Origin of the sequence: Peribacillus asahii (genome assembly GCF_003570725.1) — a bacterium.
Classification (GTDB): Bacteria; Bacillota; Bacilli; order Bacillales; family DSM-1321; genus Peribacillus; species Peribacillus asahii.
Genome location: NZ_QWVS01000002.1, coordinates 118584 through 135940, shown reverse-complemented (window position 1 = coordinate 135940; position 17357 = coordinate 118584). Strand labels below are relative to the sequence as shown.

12 protein-coding genes are annotated in these 17357 nt (G+C 36.4%); 9 read left to right on the top strand and 3 right to left on the bottom strand.

All coding sequences use genetic code 11. From position 1 onward, the window contains the following. Window positions 1-90 precede the first annotated feature (90 nt). Window positions 91-3801: a trifunctional glycoside hydrolase family 18/polysaccharide deacetylase/glycosyltransferase family 2 protein gene (locus tag D1953_RS00780; RefSeq protein WP_119115249.1), complete on the bottom strand. Its 3711-nt coding sequence runs from the start codon at window positions 3799-3801 to the stop codon at window positions 91-93. A gap of 699 nt (window positions 3802-4500) precedes the next feature. On the opposite strand from D1953_RS00780, the gene D1953_RS00770 reads away from it, so the two are divergent. The 4 genes from D1953_RS00770 to ku all read left to right on the top strand — a co-directional run bounded on the left by D1953_RS00770 (window position 4501) and on the right by ku (window position 10284). Next, window positions 4501-5121 (top strand): hypothetical protein, encoded by a 621-nt coding sequence (locus tag D1953_RS00770; RefSeq protein WP_142920424.1) that lies wholly within the window; start codon window positions 4501-4503, stop codon window positions 5119-5121. A gap of 234 nt (window positions 5122-5355) precedes the next feature. Next, the gene (locus D1953_RS00765) at window positions 5356-7557 is read left to right on the top strand and encodes a type IA DNA topoisomerase (protein ID WP_119115246.1); all 2202 of its coding nucleotides are present in this window, start codon (window positions 5356-5358) and stop codon (window positions 7555-7557) included. Between the two features lie 311 nt (window positions 7558-7868). Continuing rightward, on the top strand, window positions 7869-9320 hold the full coding sequence (locus tag D1953_RS00760) for a UDP-N-acetylmuramoyl-L-alanyl-D-glutamate--2,6-diaminopimelate ligase (RefSeq protein ID WP_119115245.1): 1452 nt from the start codon (window positions 7869-7871) through the stop codon (window positions 9318-9320). Window positions 9321-9444: 124 nt separating this feature from the next. After that, a complete protein-coding gene (gene ku / locus D1953_RS00755) occupies window positions 9445-10284 on the top strand; it encodes a non-homologous end joining protein Ku (RefSeq protein ID WP_119115244.1) in 840 nt (279 codons plus the stop codon). A gap of 49 nt (window positions 10285-10333) precedes the next feature. On the opposite strand, the gene D1953_RS00750 is transcribed toward ku, so the two are convergent. Further along, the gene (locus D1953_RS00750; RefSeq protein WP_119115243.1) at window positions 10334-11359 is read right to left on the bottom strand and encodes a YeiH family protein; all 1026 of its coding nucleotides are present in this window, start codon (window positions 11357-11359) and stop codon (window positions 10334-10336) included. Between the two features lie 136 nt (window positions 11360-11495). Between D1953_RS00750 and D1953_RS00745 the strand changes: the two genes are divergently transcribed. Beyond that, window positions 11496-12380 carry a LysR family transcriptional regulator gene (locus tag D1953_RS00745; protein ID WP_119115242.1) on the top strand — a complete coding sequence of 295 codons (885 nt, stop codon included), beginning with the start codon at window positions 11496-11498 and terminating at the stop codon, window positions 12378-12380. Window positions 12381-12551: 171 nt separating this feature from the next. Further along, window positions 12552-12980, top strand: a complete 429-nt coding sequence (mntR, locus tag D1953_RS00740) for a transcriptional regulator MntR (RefSeq protein ID WP_119115241.1) — start codon at window positions 12552-12554, stop codon at window positions 12978-12980. Window positions 12981-13211: 231 nt separating this feature from the next. Here mntR and metA read toward each other — a convergent pair whose 3' ends face one another. Beyond that, window positions 13212-14120: a homoserine O-acetyltransferase MetA gene (gene metA, locus D1953_RS00735; protein WP_119115240.1), complete on the bottom strand. Its 909-nt coding sequence runs from the start codon at window positions 14118-14120 to the stop codon at window positions 13212-13214. Window positions 14121-14285: 165 nt separating this feature from the next. On the opposite strand from metA, the gene D1953_RS00730 reads away from it, so the two are divergent. Genes D1953_RS00730 through D1953_RS00720 form a run of 3 tightly spaced genes read left to right on the top strand, consistent with a single transcriptional unit; the run spans window position 14286 to window position 17295 of the window. Further along, window positions 14286-14837: a hypothetical protein gene (locus tag D1953_RS00730; RefSeq protein ID WP_119115239.1), complete on the top strand. Its 552-nt coding sequence runs from the start codon at window positions 14286-14288 to the stop codon at window positions 14835-14837. A 30-nt stretch (window positions 14838-14867) separates the two neighbouring features. Further along, a complete protein-coding gene (locus tag D1953_RS00725; protein ID WP_119115238.1) occupies window positions 14868-15353 on the top strand; it encodes a glutathione peroxidase in 486 nt (161 codons plus the stop codon). 58 nt (window positions 15354-15411) lie between these two features. After that, window positions 15412-17295, top strand: coding sequence for an ABC-F family ATP-binding cassette domain-containing protein (locus D1953_RS00720; RefSeq protein ID WP_119115237.1), 1884 nt, complete (start codon window positions 15412-15414; stop codon window positions 17293-17295). Window positions 17296-17357 lie beyond the last annotated feature (62 nt).

Genomic DNA, 17357 nt, shown 5'->3' with positions numbered 1-17357 from the left:
AAGGATCACCAACAGATGGTGGTCCTTTTTGTGTTGTCAATTAATATAAAAAAGACCTTCCCAAATGGAAAGGCCTGTGCAGATATTCTATTATATTTTTTCCTTAACCTCCGCAATGTAGGTCTCTTGAGTAACATTTCCTTTTCTTTTTAGTTTATTCCAACCAACGGTTACTCCTTTTATTGCCGAGAAGATAGATTTTATTACGACATAAGCCATAAGCTGCTTGTATAAAATTCGTTGTAGAAACAAGGAAGCTAGTGGTTTAGGACTTTCTTTCTCCAATCGAAACGCATATAGAGAAGTAAAGAAATCTAGCAAGTAAAATAGCATAAATCCAATGGCTGCTTTACCAGGGTTCGTGCCAAAAAGAGCTATAATGAACAATATATCCGCAATAGGTGATATGGTTTGATAAATATATTGGAAAATCCACATGTTTGGAAGACCAATATACCCTAATGAGTTATGTTTTTTATTAAACAATGCCCCGCGATGTTTCCATAAGCATTGTAATGTACCATAAACCCAGCGGTAACGCTGTTTTTCAAGACTTTTAATATCCTCTGGTACTTCTGTAAAGGCATGAGCCTTTTCTTCAAATTCAATCTTTTTCCCAAGACGTAAAAGAGTAAGAGTGATATCGGTATCCTCTGCTAGTGTATCTTCTTTATAGTATCCAGCTTCTTCTACTGCTGTCTTTCGCCATGCACCGATCGCCCCTGGAACAACTGTAATGCAATTGAGAGCGGCAAAGGCCCTTCTTTCTAGGTTAAAGCCTGTCACATATTCGATATGCTGCCAGTTTGTAAGGAGATTCCCCTTATTGCCCACTTTTACATTACCTGAAACAGCAGCAACATTTTCATTCTTAAAATGGTTTACAAGCAGTGAGATAGCATTTTTAGCAATGAGTGTGTCAGCGTCTAGAGCAACTACGATTTCCCCTTTTGCTTCTTTAAAACCAAGGTTAACAGCAGAAGATTTTCCTCCATTGCTTTTTTTAATTAATCTCACGAGAGGATGACTTGCATACGTTTTTTGAACAACAGCAGCAGTATCATCCTTTGATCCATCGTCGATAATCAGTACTTCGAAGTTTGAGTAATCGCTGGATAAAATTGAATCAACTGTTTTGCAAATGACTTTCTCCTCGTTATAGGCCGCAATAACGACACTTACAAAAGGTGTAAAGCAAGGGTCGATTTCGGTCTCTTTGTACTCTTTTACCTGCTTTCTAGATAGAAAAACGAAGATAGCAAGCCGTAAGATTCCTAAAAGGATAGCTGAGTAGAACAAGAAGCTTAAGCCTGAACTCCAGCCTTGCATGATCTTAAATACAGCCTTGTCATAGATCAGATAAGGGCTGTCCTGCTTCGTAACAGGGGGCATAATTTGATTATCACTTTTTTCAATTAAATCACCAATGGTGGTAAAGGTATAGCCGCGCTTTTCAAGTTCTTTAATAATAATGGGCAAGGCTTTTACTGTGTTGGAGCGGTCGCCTCCAGCATCGTGCAGCAAAATCACATTTCCTTCTGGCAGTTGATCTAATACTCGCTTTACGATTTCATCACTAGAAATTCTTTTCCAATCGTTAGGGTCAATAGATTCGCCAACCATGGTATAACCCACGTCCTGTGCCCGCAATATAGGCAACAGTTGATTCTTGGTGCTTGGTTCTGCATCGGCCTCAAACGGCGGGCGAAAAAGGTTCATTGAATGACCTGTAATGGTTTGGAATAAACGTTGATTTGCATTAATCTCCATTTTTGTTTGAAATGGTGTGATGGATGCAACATTAGGATGGGAAAAGGTATGATTGCCAATTTCATGGCCTTCCTTATACATCCTTTTAACCAGTTCGGGATGCATCATAGCATTCTCTCCAACTATAAAGAAGGTTCCTTTTATATGATTCTTGTCCAGAATGTCCAATATTTGTGTTGTATAGGTTGGATCCGGACCGTCATCAAAGGTAAGGACGATTTCTTTTGTTTTCGCCTTTCCATACCTAGCCACTTGAAAAGGCTTTGGTAATTTCACATAGGTTTCGGCTTCAATCAATCCATGTGAATCCAATCGAATGGTTCTTTTCCCTTTTTCTGATTGAGAAACAATTTTTAAAATCTCTCCAGCCCCTGTATAGTGAACAGGATCAGAATTGATCAAGGTTTTAAGGGCATTGGATGGATTGTCTATTTCCTTTGGTTTATTAATGTAATTCCAGATAGCAGGATCTTCAGAGCCGAGGCGCCAAACCGCTATTCCTTTTGAACCGCTGTCTATCGATAACTTCATTTGATTATAAAACGTAGCAGCATCTAAAAACCAAACAATGTGTTTCTTTCCGTTCTTTTTATAGCGTAAATAAGGGTTGCCTGCTTCTTTATTCCAGTGGATTTTGGGATTTATTTTAATTCCCAGATTCGTGATATCCCCGAATGTCATTGCATCTGCGGGTTGATTAGAGTTCTCCTCCCAGTCGTAGCCATAGTTTCCTAAACTCACAATTAATTTTTCGGAAGGAATATCGAGCTGCTGTAAGTTTTCTTTTATCCAATCAGATGGAGCTATAGGTCCGGGTTTACTCATGGCATGGTGCTGGTCATATAGCATGACGAACATCCGATCAACGCTAGTTGCTAAAGAAGCATAGTCAAAACTATTGTTATTCGGCGGGACATCCACTGTGACCATGAGATCATGCTGATGAAATGCTTTAGAAACTTTATTCATAAAACGAGTGAAATGAGCTTTGTCCTTTTGATTAATTTCTTCAAAGTCTATATTAATACCATCAAAGCCATTTGTTCTCACATAAGCCAACAAGTTTTTAATAAAACGATCTTCAGCACCTGGAGTAGTAAATAGTTGGTGCAGGATATCGCCATCCCATTTATTATCTATAAAATTGTTAACTAATGGGAGAATCTTTACATCATGTTCTTTGGCCTCTGCAACAATAGAGTTGTCAGTACTGTCCTCAAGAGTGAGGCTAGAAGTAAGTTGCAGCCACTCCGGCACTAACGTTGTAATAGAATGAATATTATTTTTAAAAGAAGTTTTGCTTTTCTCGTCCCAATTGACATAAAAACCATAAACTTCTTGTTTGCTAGCTATTTGTGTTTTGTTCAACAGCCCCATATTTTCTTGAATAATAGGGGAAGGTTTCGTTTTTTGAATCTGTGAAGCAAGCTCTTCTTCACTTAAACTTGTATTAATCGGCTCCATCCCACTTTTGGCTGTAGTATTACTCAATTGAAGTTCAGGAAATGCTGGGTTAGTATTGAGGCTTTCAATAAAAAAAGCTGATACTAAAACAATTAAAACAGTAAAGCCTGCACTTAGTCGTTTAATAATGGACCAGCGTCTTTTAGCAGGATCAAGAAAGACATGTTCTTGATTTTTCTCCTTTTTTTTCAGCCCTAAATTATAAAACCAGTGAAAGAAAAAATAGCAAACAAGGCCGATTCCTCCCCCTAGGACACCCGCTGCAATCGCTTGTGAAAGTTGTGCTTTAGTTTCTAGGAAAGAAAATAACTCGGAATCTTCTAGTATATGTAAATCTAGAAAGGGTAAATCACTAATGTTAGGAATAAAAATGGTAATCAACGTCCCAAGGAATAAGGCGATAATATTAAGACGCAACAAAAGTGAAAAGGCAAGCAATAATGGAATTCTTAAACTATCTAAAGGAAAAAAGGCCAGAAAAAAACCAAGTGTACTCGCAACTGCTCCTGCATTTCCAGTAACAGGTGCAAATAATGACCTGATAACCCACATAAAAACTCGATTCACTTAGATTCCTCCTCATAGGTGTAGTGTCGAAAAATTTATAATTATATTTAATAGATTGATTTTATACAATGATCCTCCCTAAAAAATTATTGAAACATTGACCGAAAGTGATTCTAAATGTTCCTCATCTATCACACAAACTGTTTCGACAAAAAATGACTATCAATAAAGGTTTAGGTAGTCATTTTGAAATTTTGGGGGTAGGACAAAAATTCTGTTAATTTCCAATTGGTTATTGAGGATATTTTTGGTTTTTACTTGAAGTACTTCTGATGGAGCAGCAAAGAGAAAGGTGTTATACGGACCATGAAAATAGTAGGAGGAATCTCTTATTAAAATATGAATCCAGTATAAAATCTTTGTTGAGAAATGAATGAGAAGGAAAGTATATTTGGATAGCTATTGGATGGAGCTCATCACTTCATTCATTAGCGGATTATATCGTGGGTGAGAGGTTTTAGGTGCAGTTAGAAATCGCTTTCAACTATAAAAAAGCCAGTTTCAATCTGGCTTTTTTGATTTGATTTAAAAAGTGTAGTTACTTCGACAGCTCCTAATATACTTTGGATGAGGACGGGTACTTTATCCTGTTTTTGAAGTGTCAAACCAAATAATAGATTTATTATGATAATACTGGTTAGTATGGATATATATTGAAAAACTATATTAAAAAGAGAAGATAGAAGTGAGGGAATTTTGATGAAACAGAGAAGAAAGAAATTTAAAAAAGGTATAATCATGTCAACGATTGTAGCATGTAGCCTTTTGTTTGCCTCAATAGGAGTCGGGGCAGAAACTAAAGCTACACAGCAAACGTCTACATCTGTTAGTGTGACAAAAGCATCTGTTACTGTTTCGAAAAAAGGGGTATTAACTTTTCCTAAGAAATTCAGTATGAAAAAAGTGACAAGTGAATTAAAGCCGGAAGCTGTTAAACTTATAAAAATTTATGGTGATTCTCTTAATACAGGAAAAACTACATCTTTCAATTCATATGTTAATAAACATGTAGCTGAGAAAGCAGATACTAACTATTTACTTGGCCGCAAATATGTACGTGATAGTTACAGTCAAAAAGTAAAGGGAATGAGAAAAGCCAATTCGAAAAAAACTCTTTCCACTTATTCGAAGGCCGTTAAAGAAGTTAAAACTTCCAAGGTAACAGTTGAAAATACGTATAAAGGGACGGGATTTGCTACATTTATGTACCAGTTCCAACCAAAAAACTTTGATGCCTTTGGTTCGGTAACAGTCAAATTTAAATTTACCCAATTAAAGAATGGCAAATATGTGTTAGAAAATGTTTATTTTGTTTATTAAGAAACTAGAATGATTGTAGGCTGTCCAAAAAGTCATGAAAATGGCTTTCAGGGCAGCCTTTCCGTTTAGTTGAACAATCCTCCTCTTCAGATCATTCCTTTTTTGCCATCCTCAAAAAGTATGTTTAAGTAAGTACACTTATATGATCTTCTGCCAATTATAAGCTTGTCTATGATAAAATAAAAAACTAAGCAAGTTTGCTTCGGAAATTTTAGATGTAAGGTGATTAATTGAATGAAGTTAATTATTGCAGAGAAGCCATCTGTATCGAAGAATATTGCAGATGCACTGAAAATAAAAAATCGACAAGACGGTTATTTTGAAGGAAATGGATATATTATAACATGGGCGTTCGGCCACTTACTTCAACTATATGATGCAAAAGATTATGATGAGAAAATGTCTACATGGAAAATGGAGAACTTTCCTTTTGTTCCGCCGACTTTTAAATATAAAGTGAAAAGTGATCCGAAGAATAGAGAAAAGCCTGATACAGGTGCCAAAAAGCAGCTAAAGATTATTCAGAGCTTAATGAAAAGACGAGATGTAGAGGCTATTATTTCAGCTTGTGATTATGACCGCGAAGGACAAGTCATCGGAGATAGTATCATTTATAACTTGGGGACAGATAAAACGGTATATCGATTATTATTAAACGAATGGACTCCAGCTGAAGTGATGAGAGGGTTAGAGAATATTAAGCTCAATTCAGAGCTGAAGCCTTTGCAAGATGCTGGCGTTAGCCGCCAATGGGCGGACTGGGTAATAGGAATAAACTTAACATCTGTAGCCACTCTAAAATATCAAAAGGGGAAGGGCAAGGCGTTAAATATTGGGCGCGTACTGCTGCCGACGTTAAAAATTATTTATGATCGCGATAAAGAAATTGAAAACTTTGTTCCAGAAAACTATTTTAAGCTACAAGCCACTTTTCAAACAGAGAAGAATGAAGAATATGAAGGAACATATATAGAAGGAAAAGAAGAGAAGTTTAAAAGTAAAGAAACATTAGAAGAAATTCAACAGCTGTTGGCTGACAAATCCGCAATCATACATGATAAGCAAGTACAGAAGAAAAAGGACTATCCACCGTTTTTATTTAATTTATCAAATTTGCAAGGACATATCACGAGTAAATATAAAGGATGGACATCAGATAAAGTATTAAAAGTCGCTCAATCGTTATATGAGAAAAAGTTCATTACTTATCCACGAACAGCGAGTATTGCTTTAGAAGAAAGCCTTGTTGGGAAAACATCGAAGGTGCTAGAAATATTATCAGAAGACTTACCATATCGGGATGAAATTAAGTTTGTGAAGTCAAAAAGGGTTTTTGATAATGCAAAAGTAGAAAGTCATAGTGCGATTGTGCCTACTTACTTGAAGCCAAAAAATCTCACTCAGGATGAAGCACAAGTATATCAAGCGATTAAAAACCGATTTATTATGCAGTTTATGCCGGTTGCTGAATATGAGGAAACGAGAATTGAAACAAAAATTGCGAATGCCGATTTAAAAGGCATTTTTCTCTCAAAAGGAAAAGTACAGCTCGTCGAGGGATGGAAAAAGGTTGAGAAGGTTCAATCGAAAGATACGATTTTACCACTCGTACAAGTGAACGATCCTATAGAGATTATCAAGCATGAAATTACTTCTCATGTTACAAAGCCGCCTAAGCAGCATACTGAAAAAACATTGCTTCGCGTGATGGAGACATGTGGAAAGAACTATGACAGTGACGGTGAAAGCGAAGAAAATGTGCATGCTATTTTAAATGGCTTTAGTATAGGGACTCCTGCTACACGTGCCGAAACGATTAAGAAGCTAAAAGATGTCGGCTATATTTCGATGGAAAATAAAAATTTGGTCTGTACAGAGCTAGGCAGAAAGCTTGTTGAAACGTTTCCAATTAAAGATTTATTCAATCTAGAATTTACAGGCCGCCTCGAAAAATCTCTGTTCGATATTGAAAAAAGAAACTTCAGTAAAAATGATTTTTTAGAGCTTATTTTTAATTTCACGACAAAGGCCGTTGAAACAATCAAAACTGAAAAAGAAATCACGATTCACGAAGTAACGACAGAGCGTAAGCCAAATGAAGTACTAGGAAAATGCCCTCTTTGCGGTCATGCTGTTATCGAAGGACAAAAAGGTTTTGGCTGCAGCAATTGGAAAAATGGCTGTAAATTCGTTATTTGGAAAAATGATAAATATTTAGCTTCTATGAAAAAGAAACCTACGAAAACGATGGTAAAGGCGTTATTAAAAAATGGCGTGGCTCCAGTTAAAGGGTTCACGAGTAAAAAAGGCAATAAATTTGATGCGAATTTACGTTATGAGAAAAATCCGGATAATGAGTATTTTAGCTGGAAGATGGAGTTTCCTGAAAAACAAGAAACAAAAAAAGGAGATACTAAAACTCCTCAGGTAGAATAAGAAATTTTAATCAAAGGAATAGTTGCCACTCAGCTGTTCCTTTGATTTTTGTATATTCTAAAGTAACCTTACAAACCTTGCGAATTGGCAAGGTTTGTTTCATTTGTATGTAAAAGAATACTTTCTATATTATGGCTTAGCTTAAGCTAAGAAAAGAATAATCTGTCTACGTGCTGAAGAAGCTTATAATTTTGGTTATGAATTTTGTAATTGGTTATAAATAAAGTAAATTCTTTTAAATAGAAAGAGGAAAATTTCAACGAATTCCAAAAAATCATCAACCATTATATAACTTCAGGAGTGAGAAGGAATTGAAATTAAGCGTCCTATTAGAGTGTATTGAAAAGCTTACAGATGAATCTGTTCCTAATATAAATATTGAGGGGATAAGTACTAACTCAGCTGCTGTAAGACCAAATGAGGTATTTGTTGCAATCCCAGGTTACAGGGTGGACGGTCATGATTTCATTGAAGCGGCTATAAAAGCTGGAGCTAGTGTAATCGTGGGAGAGAAAGACCTGAAGGATTTACCTGTTCCTTATATTAAAGTATCTAACAGCCGTTTAGCTTTAGCTAAACTGGCTTGTCAATTTTATGAACATCCTTCACGGAAGAAGATTTTAATTGGGATAACAGGGACAAATGGTAAAACGACTACCGCTTTTATGCTCAAGTATATTTTGGAGACTTTAGGCCGAACGTGTTCCGTATTTGGTACGGTACACAATGTGATAAATGGTCAAGCTTCTCCTTCTCAAAACACTACTCCTGATGCTCTTGAATTGCAGAGACTGCTTGCGTTAAGTGAAGATGAATTTGTTATTATGGAAGTTTCGTCCCATGGCCTATCACAATACCGAGTAGAAGGTGTGGAGTTTGACTACTGTTTATTTACCAATTTGGATCATGACCACCTCGACTACCATCATGATATGGATGAATATTTTCTAGTGAAAGCCAAATTGTTCAATCAATTAAAACCTCATGGGAAAGCGATTGTTAATCACTATAACAGTTGGGGAGAAAAATTGGTGAATCTTCTAAACCTAAAGGATGAAGATATATGTATCATAGGGGATGAAAGACACCATCATTTAAAAATTGACAAGATAAAATCCGATGTTTTTACATTGGTTTTTGAAAGGAACCAATGTTTTAACCTAAATCTTAAGATGTTAGGGTATCATAACATTTTGAATGCCTCCATGGCTTTTTTAACGGCTCAAAAAATTGGTCTTCCTAGCAGCCAAATTATTCAGGCATTAGAAATGTTCCCTGGTGTTCCTGGCAGGTTTGAAATGATGCAGCATCCTAATAATGGAGCGACTATTGTGATTGATTATGCTCATACTGCTGATGCTTTCTATCACTGCCTGCAAACGGCCAGAGACGAGGGGGCTAAACGGGTGTTTCATATCTATGGCTTTAGAGGAAATAGGGATACCGATAAACGTAAGGAAATGGTGAACCTTTCTCAAACATTCAGTGATAGTAGTGTTCTTACTTTAGATGATTTAAATGGTGTTTCTTATGATGATATGGAGCAAGATCTTTATAAGTTAAATCAAAGTGGATCTGTCATACCTGACCGTACTTTAGCAATAAAAAACGTTTTGGACCAAGTGGATGAAGGGGATTGGGTTTTCATTACAGGGAAAGGTGCCGAAACGTACCAACAACAATTCGAATTACCAACAGCTTCAGATATAGAAACTGTTCAATATATTTTCCAACAATTAGATGGGGGAGAAATGTTCTTATAGTAGGTGATGTGGAGACCGATAAATCTTGTACCCTTGGAGAAAACTTAAATCTTCATTGATACATAATTGGTTATGTTTTTCTTGTCTTAGGACATAGTAATGGAAAAAGAGTATAGGTGATCGCATGCATACAGTTTGGAAAGGCAATCTATCGTTTGGTTTGGTCAATATAGGGATTAAACTTCACAGTGCTATTGAAGACAAAGACGTTAAGCTTATTGGGATCCATAAAGATTGTCTTGTGCCCATTCAATATGAAAAGGTGGCTCCGGGATGTGAAGAAGGACTGGTTGAGCCTGAGGATATTGTCAAGGCCTATCAATATGGTGCTAACAAATACGTTATTGTCAGTGAAGAAGAGTTACGTAATTTAAAGCGAGAATACGAAGTGGAGTCAGTTGACCTGATTTCCTTTGTACAATTAGAGGAAATTGATCCGATTTATTTTGAACGTTCGTACTTTATTAATCCAATGGAGGGATCTGAAAGAACCTATGTCCTTCTTCGACAAGCGTTAGAGAGAACTGGAAAAATCGGTATCGTAAAAATTTCACTGCGCAGCCGACAGCATTTAGCTATCATTCGTGTATATAAACATGGACTCATTCTTGAAACCATTCATTATCCAGACGAGGTACGTTCGATTCAACAAGTGTCTAACCTGCCTTCTGAAGAACAAGTAACGATTCAAATGAAGGAACTTATTGCAGCAACTACTCTTATTAACCAGTTAACGGTACCATTCGTGCCCGAAGACTATAAAGATGAATACCGAACAGCTTTACTTGATTTGATTGAGACAAAAATTGAAAAAGAAGATGTCGAAGTAAAATCTGTTATAAATCCGAACAAGGAAAATATCATAAGTATTATGGAAGCTTTAAATAAGAGCATTGAACAAACTAAACCGGAGAAATCGCCAAAAGCGAAATCGGCTTCTAAAACGAAAAAGGCAACGAGCTAAAAAAGGTTACCTTCTGAATGAAAGGAAGGTAGCCTTTTGTTTGTAAAGTTTAAACTAAATTCAAGAGATGCATCAGCACATATCCTAAAATTGATAGCAAAATAGAGCCGACGAATCCTGCACTAAACGGTTTAAATCCTAATTTTTTTAAAATAACGATATTAACATTTAAACCTAAGCCAGCCATAGCCATTGCGATGAATGTATAAGCAAGAAGAACAATGCAGTAAACTAAATAAGCCGGAATAATGCCTAAAGAATTAATTACGCTCATAGCTAAAAATCCAAAAATGAACCATGGAATTGGAATCGGTGTCCATGAAGTTGTATATCGTTTATTATTTTTTGAACGATTCATCCATATTCCAATGACAATAGCTACTGGAACGAGCAATGCGACTCTTGTTAATTTCACAATAATGGCGGTATCGATAGCGTCCTTTCCTGCAGGTTCAGCTGCAGCAATGACATGCGCAATTTCATGTAAAGTAGTACCGGAAAAAATACCATAACCGTGTGCGCTTAAATGCATAATAGGATAGAGTACGGTGTAACTCATTGTAAAAATGGTTCCTAAAATTGCTACTGTTGCAGCGGCAATGGCTATTTCATTATCTTTCGCTTTTAGTTGTGGAGCAACGGCTACAACAGCAGCAGCTCCACAGATGGCCGTTCCGCAGGCTGTTAAGATTCCTAAATTTTCATCTATTTTAAAAAGTCGAGCCAATCCATACACGATAATCAAAGTAAGAATCATATTAATAACAGCAAGGACCAAAACGTTAGGGCCCTCATCTATCATATCGACGAAATTAAGCCGCATTCCTAATAAAATAATGCCAAAACGAAGCAGTTTTTTACTCGAAAAATTTGCACCCGCTAATAAAACATCTGGTACTTTGAACGCAGCTCGCCACGCCATTCCTATTAAAATCGCTATCACGAGTTGCCCCATCATATTGAAAAAAGGGAGCCATGCTAAACATTTAGCTGATAGAGCAATAACGAATGTTAATCCGATCCCTTTAAAAAAGAATATCTTTTTCTGCTGTTCTTTGGTGTACGGCTGCTGCATGTTAATCACTCCAACATAACGGTTTTCGATTTCTTATCTAAACTATAAAGTGCTTTCTTTCATTAGTTAAATATATATATAATATAGTAAGTATAAAAAAAACTAATGATTGAAGTGACTGGATAGGAGTTTACATATGATTGTAGATGTGATGAAGGTGTTTGTAACGGTCATTGAACAAAAAAACTTTACTCGTGCAGCAGAGCAATTGCATATTTCGCAGCCCAATGTTAGTTTGCATATTAAAAATTTAGAAAATGAACTAGGGGCTAAGTTGATTCATCGTTCACCTAAGCAAGTAAGCCTTACAGAAGCGGGAGTCATTTTATATAAACATGCTAAGCAGATTTTAGTACATTATGAAGAAGCAAAGCATGAAATTCATGATTTACAGCATATTGTAACGGGGAAATTACGAGTAGGGGCTAGTTTCACAATCGGAGAGTATATTCTCCCGAAGGTATTAGCGAAGTACGCGGCTCAATATCCGCTTGTCAATATTGAAACAATTATTTCTAATACCGATGAAGTGACTCATGGAGTGCAGATGAACGAATTGGATATAGGTTTAATTGAAGGAGAAGCGCAGTTTGATGATTTAATAATTGAACCTTTTATGGAAGATGAGATGATTGTTGTTGTACCAAACCCAAACCCTTTCTCTCAAAAAAATTTAATCGAAAAGGATTTGCTCCAAGATCAAGTGTGGATTTTAAGAGAACAAGGTTCAGGAACGCGAACATATATGGATAAATTGATTGATGATTTGAATTTAACCATTAAACGTTCTTTTATTTTTAGCAGTAATCAAGGAGTAAAAGAAGCAGTCAAAGCGGGACTCGGAATTGCTTTATTATCTCGATGGGCAGTGAATAGTGAGTTAGAAACCAATCTATTACATGCGCTCTATATTAAAAATCACAAAATAAAAAGACCTTTTTCCATTATAAAAAATAAGAATGCTGAAACATCGAAAGCGCTTCATGTTTTCCAAAGTACAATGGAGGAATTTGTTCTTTGAATGGAGTGAGAAATGGGGGATTAGTGATAAAAGCAGTTCATAGCCACCTGCATCTGTACAGTGTATATAAAATATGGCATCATTAGAATAGTTTGGACAACGTGATTCTTGTCTCAAGAATATATCTATAGTACAATTTTTTTTATATGCGTTTGAATGGGAGGATTCTAGATGCCTACACCGAGCATGGAGGATTACATAGAGCAAATTTACTTATTAATTGAAGAAAAAGGATATGCGAGAGTTTCTGATATTGCAGAAAACTTGTCTGTTCACCCATCTTCTGTTACGAAAATGGTTCAGAAGTTAGATCAAGAAAAATATTTAATTTATGAAAAGTATCGAGGGCTTGTTTTGACGGCAAACGGTCGAAAAATTGGCCAACGTCTTGTATATCGCCATGAGCTGTTAGAGCAAATGTTACGCTTAATAGGTGTGAAGGAAGAAAATATTTATCAAGATGTAGAAGGAATTGAGCATCACCTTAGTTGGGATTCCATTGATCGCGTAGGGGATCTTATTGAATATTTTGAAGAGTCTCCCCAGCGTATTGCAGATTTGCGAGCAATTCAAAAAAGAAATGAAGAAAACACTAAATAAGGCCGTTATATACGGCTTTTTTTATTGTAGATGATGAGAAATTATCAAAAAGAGCATGACTCAAAAGGCATCTATTCGACCTTTGAGTTACGCTCTTTTCATCATTAAGAATGCAGCAAATTTAGCATAAAAACATGCTGAATTGAGACATAACTGTGTCAATTCTTCACATAATTATGCTAGTTAGCTTACTTCTTATACTAGAATGAGTTTTTGGTTAATCTTTCCTTTTCAATCCCATTCGAATGGAGTTAATTGATATACGTAATAATTTAACCAGTTAGAGAATATTAAGCTGCAATGACTTTTCCAGCGATGTAAAGGTGTGTTATCAGGGTTATCTTGTGGAAAATAATTTTCAGGCAGCTGTGTAAAAATGCCGCGTTCATGATCGCGGTGATATTCATCAGCAAGTGTTGTTGCATCATATTCAAAATGACCTGTAATCATAATGTTTTTACCATCCTTGGAAGAAGCAATTAAAACACCAGCTTGATCAGATTCAGCTAAAATTTTTAGCTCCGGATGGTTTTTGATTTTTGCATAATCAATATCTGTATAGCGTGAATGCGGAGCCAAAAAGAAATCATCAAAGCCCCGAACAAGGTTTTCGTTTGGTAACAGGACTTCATGTTTGTAGACACCAAAGCATTTTTGTGGTAATTCGTATTTGTGAATGCCGTAATGATGGTACAATGCGGCTTGAGCACCCCAACAAATATGTAGAGTAGATGTGACATGGTCTTTTGACCAATCCATAATGTCTTTTAGCTCTTCCCAGTAGTTGACGTCTTCAAATGGAAGTTTTTCAACGGGAGCTCCTGTAATGATTAAGCCATCGTATCTTTTGTGTTTGACTTCAGAAAATGGTTTATAAAATTGATCTAAGTGAAGCTTGCTTGTATTTTTAGAATTATGCGTGCTAAGACGTAGGAATGAAATATTCACTTGAAGTGGTGTATTGCCTAAAAAACGAAGTAATTGCACTTCTGTTTTTTCTTTTTCAGGCATTAAATTTAAGATTAATATATTTAAAGGGCGAATATTTTGACTAATCGCACGCTGTTCGTCCATAACAAAAATGTTTTCTTGTTCTAATATTTCTTTTGCTGGCAATTGGCCAGGAATTTTGATTGGCATAGTTCTCCCCCTTTACCCACGATTAAATTAATAATATTTCTATTATATAGAATATTGGAAAATAGGGAAGGGTTTTTTGCAAATTCTTATACAGGTTGATGTTTTATAACGTGGTAAAATGAAGAATATAAGCTTGTTGTAAATGAAAATGAGGTGAATGAGTATTTGTTTGACCCAACGGCATTTGATAATATGAAAGTGATACTGGAGGGAGCGGTGTATGACCGGGACTTCTATGGAGATATTCTTGTGATTAAACGAGATGATTTGATGAATTTGGCTACACTGTCACGACAGTATTCGGTAGAATTTGAATTAAAGGAACCGCGTATACATAAGAAGGTCAGTGGAGGTATCCGTCTGTCAGCTTCTCTTGAAAATTTAAGCTCGGAGTTATTAGCAGGGTATAGTAACGAAAGTTCGAATGGTTCAACCGTAGAAGTTTTTGTGAATTTGCTGGAGCAGTTAACAAAAGAGCAGGCGGTATCTATATTAACGGGTTTAGCAGGCATTTGGGGTGAACAACGATCGATTGCTTGGACAACAGTGGCTACCATGATGAATACAAAGCAGGAGTCCTTCTCTTCGACCTTTACGATTTCTTTTGATAGGCTGGTGAAGGAAGACCAAATCGATGACTTAGTCGATATGATTGAGTACTTAATTCAATCGCTGCAATGGATGGAAACGTTTTTTAAAAGAGGCATGGATCAGTAGTATCAACTTATATAGTTGGGAGAGATTAGCGTGTCTATCTATCATTTCGAAGTAAATAAAATCAATGGTGAGAAAATTTGGCTTGAGGAATATGCAGGAAAGGTTATTGTTATTGTGAATACGGCAAGTAAATGTGGGTTTTCTCCTCAATATGGAGACTTGCAAAAGTTGTATGAGCGTTATAAAGAAGAAGGTCTAGTCATTTTAGGGTTTCCATGCAATCAGTTTCTTGGTCAAGAGCCTGGAGATTCGTTAGAAATTGATACGTATTGCAAATTAAATCATGGAGTTACTTTCCCTATTTTTGAGAAAGTACATGTGAATGGAAAACAGGCTCATCCATTGTTTGACTATTTAACTAAACATGCACCCGGAATGATGGGATCCAAATCGATTAAGTGGAATTTTACGAAATTTTTAATTGATCGAGACGGAGAGATTGTAAGCCGTTATGCCCCTCAAACAAAACCGTTCGAGATGGAAGAAGATATCAAGAGATGTTTGCGTAAAGAATGAGGGAACAATAGACCTTTACTAGGTTATAACTAATAGATTGGGGAATGGGATAGACGATATGAAAGTGTTTAGCATGGAGAAAGTAACAAAAACACAAGGTGAAAAGCTGCTTTTTAAAGATATTTCTTTTTCGATTTCAGAAGGAGAAAAGATAGGGATTGTTGGTATTAATGGAACGGGGAAATCAACGTTATTAAATATTATTGCAGGTAAGGAAGAGAGCGATATAGGTGAGAAAACTCATCCAAATGATTATCGCATTTCTTATTTATCGCAAGATCCGAATTTTGATGAATCGTTAACGATGATGGAATATATGTTTGCAAGCGATACTCCGATTTTTTCATTAATTAGAAAATATGAAAAAACACTTGTTGAGTTACAAAACGATCCGGAAAATTCAACTCTTCAAAATCGCTTATTACAAGAACAGCAGGAAATGGATGCACTAAATGCATGGGATACAAGTGCGAATGCTAGAACGGTTTTATCTAAGCTTGGAATGCAGGATTATTCAAAAACATTAGGACAATTATCAGGTGGTCAGAAGAAGCGAGTAGCACTTGCCAAGACGCTAATTGAGACACCGGATTTATTGATTTTGGATGAGCCGACCAACCATTTAGACTACGACAGTATTAAGTGGCTTGAGGATTATTTAGTGAAATATCCTCGCGCTGTTTTATTCGTTACGCATGATCGTTATTTCCTGGACAATGTTTCTAATAAAATTTGGGAGATTTCCAATAGTTTCCTTTTTGAATATAAAGGGAATTATGCGGCCTTTTTAGAAGCTAAAGCCATTCGTGAAGAAAATGAGTCGATTGAGCGCGGTAAAAAAGAGAGCTTATTTAAAAAAGAATTAGCCTGGATTCGTACAGGAGCAAAAGCGAGAACAACGAAACAAAAGGCGAGAATTCAACGATTTGAGTCGTTGGAGGCCGGTTTGAAGCATAAAGGTAATAACGATCAATTAGAAATGGAGTTAAGTGGAGCACGGCTTGGAAAAAAGGTGTTGGAACTAAAGTCGATTTCGAAGTCCTTTGAAGCAGAACCTATTATCGAGAATTTTTCGTTTCTTTTTAAACCAGGAGATCGAATTGGAATTGTCGGAAGAAATGGAAGCGGTAAATCAACGTTACTAAATATATTAGCAGGTCGCGAAACAATTGATGCTGGTGAAATAGAAGTTGGTCAAACAGTCAAAATCGGCTATTATACACAGGAAAATGTCGATATGGATGAAAATATGCGAATGATTGAATATATTCGTGAAACGGCGGATTCAATTCAATTGAAGGATGGCAGCTATATTTCAGCGGCGCAAATGCTTGAGCGTTTCTTGTTTCCAATGCATACACATGGGACACCGATTCGTAAGTTATCAGGCGGAGAGAAACGTCGTCTTTATTTATTAAGCATTTTAATGTCAGCTCCAAACGTTTTACTGCTGGATGAACCGACCAATGATTTAGATACGCAAACATTAACGGTGCTTGAAGATTATTTAGAAACATTTGCAGGCGTTGTCATTACTGTTTCGCATGATCGCTATTTCTTAGATAAAACGTGTCAGCAATTGTTTGTGTTTAAGAAAAAAGCAGATATCCAATTGTATTACGGCAGCTATTCAGAGTTTTTAGAAGAAAAAACAGAAGAAGCGGTCGTGGAAAAGGCAGTTGAGGCACCTCCTGTCCAAAAGCGTACTGAAAAGAAAAAGAAGAAATTAACGTATGCTGAAACGAAGGAATGGGAAGAGATTGAGGGCAAGATGGAGCAGGCCGAACAACGACTAGCAGAGATTACCGAGGAAATGACAGCAGCCGGAAGTGATTTCGGAAAGATTAATGTGCTCGTAGAAGAAGAACGTGAACTAAATGAAAAGTTAGAATATATGATGGAAAGATGGACATATTTAGCAGAGAAGCTAGAAGAGGAATAAGAGTGAGGCTGGTTGGAGAGTAAACTTCCAACCAGCCTTCTTTTCGTTCGGTCCGGATTGCA

Bases quoted from the DNA above. Each gene is read 5' to 3' on its own strand.
- D1953_RS00770 (WP_142920424.1), top strand. From the start codon at position 4,501: ATGAAACAGAGAAGAAAGAAATTTAAAAAAGGTATAATCATGTCAACG.
- D1953_RS00765 (WP_119115246.1), top strand. From the start codon at position 5,356: ATGAAGTTAATTATTGCAGAGAAGCCATCTGTATCGAAGAATATTGCA.
- ku (WP_119115244.1), top strand. From the start codon at position 9,445: ATGCATACAGTTTGGAAAGGCAATCTATCGTTTGGTTTGGTCAATATA.
- D1953_RS00750 (WP_119115243.1), bottom strand. From the start codon at position 11,359: ATGCAGCAGCCGTACACCAAAGAACAGCAGAAAAAGATATTCTTTTTT.
- D1953_RS00745 (WP_119115242.1), top strand. From the start codon at position 11,496: ATGATTGTAGATGTGATGAAGGTGTTTGTAACGGTCATTGAACAAAAA.
- mntR (WP_119115241.1), top strand. From the start codon at position 12,552: ATGCCTACACCGAGCATGGAGGATTACATAGAGCAAATTTACTTATTA.
- metA (WP_119115240.1), bottom strand. From the start codon at position 14,120: ATGCCAATCAAAATTCCTGGCCAATTGCCAGCAAAAGAAATATTAGAA.
- D1953_RS00720 (WP_119115237.1), top strand. From the start codon at position 15,412: ATGAAAGTGTTTAGCATGGAGAAAGTAACAAAAACACAAGGTGAAAAG.